This window comes from Streptomyces coryli (assembly GCF_011044975.1).
In the GTDB taxonomy this organism is placed as follows: Bacteria; Actinomycetota; Actinomycetes; order Streptomycetales; family Streptomycetaceae; genus Streptomyces; species Streptomyces coryli.
On sequence record NZ_JAAKZV010000445.1, the window covers coordinates 1 to 3,230 of the forward strand.

3 protein-coding genes, 1 pseudogene and 1 riboswitch are annotated in these 3,230 nt (G+C 71.0%); of the genes and pseudogenes, 1 reads left to right on the forward strand and 3 read right to left on the reverse strand.

Going from position 1 to position 3,230, the window contains the following annotated elements; genetic code table 11:
* Nucleotides 1-66: 66 nt before the first annotated feature.
* The 3 genes from G5C51_RS40935 to G5C51_RS40945 all read right to left on the reverse strand — a co-directional run bounded on the left by G5C51_RS40935 (nt 67) and on the right by G5C51_RS40945 (nt 2,974).
* On the reverse strand, nt 67-1,056 hold the full coding sequence (locus G5C51_RS40935) for an ABC transporter substrate-binding protein (RefSeq protein WP_165245853.1): 990 nt from the start codon (nt 1,054-1,056) through the stop codon (nt 67-69).
* 37 nt (nt 1,057-1,093) lie between these two features.
* Complete coding sequence (locus G5C51_RS40940; RefSeq protein WP_165245855.1) at nt 1,094-1,480, reverse strand: (2Fe-2S) ferredoxin domain-containing protein; 387 nt, start codon at nt 1,478-1,480, stop codon at nt 1,094-1,096.
* 39 nt (nt 1,481-1,519) lie between these two features.
* Nucleotides 1,520-1,714: riboswitch (cobalamin riboswitch) on the reverse strand.
* 30 nt (nt 1,715-1,744) lie between these two features.
* A complete protein-coding gene (locus G5C51_RS40945; protein ID WP_165245857.1) occupies nt 1,745-2,974 on the reverse strand; it encodes a hypothetical protein in 1,230 nt (409 codons plus the stop codon).
* A 137-nt stretch (nt 2,975-3,111) separates the two neighbouring features.
* On the opposite strand from G5C51_RS40945, the pseudogene G5C51_RS43565 reads away from it, so the two are divergent.
* A pseudogene (locus G5C51_RS43565) lies at nt 3,112-3,230 on the forward strand (VOC family protein); the annotation flags it as partial.

Sequence of the window (3,230 nt, forward strand, 5' to 3'; positions counted from 1 at the left end):
GGGGCGGGTGCCGGCGCCGCGACCGGCGCCTCATCGGCCTCCTTCACCTCATCCGCCTCCTTCACCTCACTCACCGAATCGCTCCGGATGCAGCTGCCGGGCCAGCGACTCCACGCCCGCCGGCGCCCGGACCCCCAGCAGCGTCGAGGACAGCGGCAGCACGGCGAAGCGCTTGTTCTTGATCGCCGGTACGTCCTTGAGCGCCGGGTTCGACAGCAGGAACTTCTTCTTCTCCGCGACCGGCTGATCCCCGTAGTCGTAGATCACGATGACCTCGGGCGCCCGCTCGGCGACCTGCTCGAACGACACATCGCCGAAGGGCTTGTCCAGGTCGGCGAAGAGGTTCACCCCGCCGGCCCGCTTGATCATGTCGTTGCCGACGCCGGCGCCGCCGGCGGTGAAGGCGGTCCTGTCACCGCTGTCGTAGACGAAGACCGGGGTCGGCCGCACCCCGTCGACGTTCTCCGCGACCGACTTCAGGGTGCCGTTCAGCTTCCGGAGCTGCCGCTCCCCCCGTTCCCGGACGCCGAAGACCGCGGCGACCTCGCGGATCTCCTTCGCCATGGTCGCCATGGTCACCGGCCCGTCGGTGCACTCCTCGATGTTGAGGCGGCTGTTGATGCCCGCCTTCTTCAGAGCGGCGCGGGAGCGGCCGTCCTCCTCGAAGGCGGAGCCGAACCCGCCGTAGACGAAGTCGGGTTCGGCTCCCAGCACCGTCTCGTACGACGGGTATTCGTCGGCCAGCACCTTGATCCCGCGGTACGCGGCCCGGTACTCGGGGAGGATCGCGTCGTCGAGATAGGCGGTGCCGGCCATCGACTTCTGCAGCCCGAGGGCGAGCATGATCTCGGTGGTGTGCTGGTTCATGGAGACGGCGCGCTGCGGCGGCCGCTGATAGGTGGTCCGCACCCCGCAGTTGGTCTGCGTGACCGGAAAGCCCTCGGCCGGGGCTTCGGACGCGGAGCCGCCCGCCGGAGCGGGGCTCCCGCACCCGGCCAGCAGCAGCGCGACGGCCACGGCGGCCGCGGGCAGGGAAAGCGAGCGTATGCCCGTCATGGGGGAGGGTCCTCTCACCGCGGATGTGTCGGGGGTGTCAGCGGGCATCGCGCGGCGGTGGCGCGGACGCGGCGCGCGGCGGCGGAGTGAACGCGTAGAGATCGAGGATCGCGGGCCGGTCGGCCGTACCCGGGCCGCCGGCCCGTACCCACGCGGCGATGTCCTCGACCGCGTCGGAATCGTTGACGAGCCCGAGCCAGACGGGCCGGGCGCCGGCGGTACGGGCGCGGGCCGACGGGTGCACCACGACCACATTGGCCTGGTCGCAGACGTCGAGGCACTCGGATATCCGGACCTCGGTGTCCCGGCGCAGCCGGGCTGTCAGTGCCGCGTGGTCGATGCCCGGGACCTTGGCGCTGCCGCAGCAGCAGTCCCGGCAGACGGTGACCCGGCAGGGCGCAGGCCCTGCGGCTTTCCTGGGCATAACGCTATGCCTGCCTCCCCTGGGGAAATCCGCCCCAGCTCCAGTGAGGAGGCGACCGCGTGAGTCTCCTGGCTCTCGGGTCGTAGCTGCGCCCGGCCTTCCCACCCGCGGAGCGGGCAGTGGCTGTTTCGGGTTGTGCTCGCCGATCACAGTGGCGGGACCGCGCCGGATTCACACCGGCTTCCTCGTTCCGCCGTCGCCTTGTTGCGGGCCACTATTGCATCCGCGGGGCGTGGACATGGTGCTGCCCCCCAACTCCGGCGGCTACTGGAGAGCGCGGAAGTCCTCGTAAAAGGCCGGGTTGTGGGCCAGGGAGCCGTCCGCGGAGCGCTGGGCGACGAGGTTGGCGTAGAGGCTGTTGAGGAGCCAGGGCATCTTGTCCGGGCCGAGGTCGCTGGTCATCGCGGGTCCCTGGAGGGTGCCGTACGTGGCCACCGCCAGTCGGCCCGTGGCGCGGAACTGCCGCACCTGGCGCGTGAGCCAGTCCTGGCGGGAGGCGAACCAGGTGCTCTCCATCAGCAGATCGCGCCAGCGCGCCTGCGGGAAGGGGTTCGCGGCGGCCTTGCGGACCTCCTCCCAGAAGGCGGTGCCGGCCGGGACGCCGTAGCGGGTGGCGTAGACGCCGGGGACCGGGTCGGTCCAGTGCTCCTTCCACCAGTGCACCAGGGAGAACTCTGTGGCCAGGAAGCGCTGGTCGCCGCGGATGCGGGGGAGCGCGTAATCCGTGTACTGCTGCGCGTGCTCGATCGCGGCGACGTGCGGGTGCAGGTCGACGCCGTCGAGCTGCGGAGTGTCTTTTACGTGCGCCAGCCAGGACTCCACCGCCGGGGTGCGCCACTCCGGCTTCTCCAGGCGGTTGAGCGCGCCCATGTACAGGCGGGTGCTGCAGTCGGCGCCGCAGCGTCTGGCGCGCTCGGCGATCACGTGCGCGGTCACGGCTTTGTAGAAGGGGTTCAGGCGGCCGGCGCGGTCCTCCGCTCGGGTCTCCAGGAAGGGCTCGTTGCCGATGATGAGGATGTCGACCTTTTCCAGCACGGCCGCCAAGGCCTTGTCGACGCGGGCCAGTTCGGTGTCCATGGCGCTGGTGCCCGGCTGCGGCAGCGGCTGGTCCTGATACGGGAACTTCAGCGACAGCACGGTCCGGTAGCCCGCGGCCGCGAACGACAGCAGCGACTTGATGGCCGGCTGCTCGGGCGCCGCCACCGAGTCCAGCCGCGGCGTCGCGACGAAGCCGCGCACCCAGCGCGTGCCGAGGTCGTCCAGGATCGCGGGGGTCATGCCGCGGGGCTCCTCGTTGAAGTTCGAGCCGAGCGCGTCCTGCGGGGCCGCGGCGCGCTCCGTGTGCGCGCCCGCGGCGTGCGCTTCGGCACCGCCGTCGCCCACCCCCAGCGCTCTGATCGCTCCGCCCCCTGCCAGCACCGCGGCGGCACCACCGGTGAGGCCGAGGACCTTCCGGCGGCCGGGGCGCCGATGATCGGTCCGACGTTCCTGCACGTACGTCACCTCATTCGCCGAGGGGTTGGCATGTCCGCCTCAGAGTGGCGAGCGGCAAAGTTTATGTCAACGCTGCGGATTAAGTCCGTCGGGTTCGAGTATCGGACGCGCTGACCGGCCCGGGCTAGCGTGGACCCATGGAGCAGCGCATCAGCTTGATCACGCTCGGTGTTCGCGATCTGGCCCGGGCGCGGGCGTTCTATGAGGCGATGGGGTGGCGGGGGCAGGAGGTCGAGGAGACGGTCTTCTTCCAGGC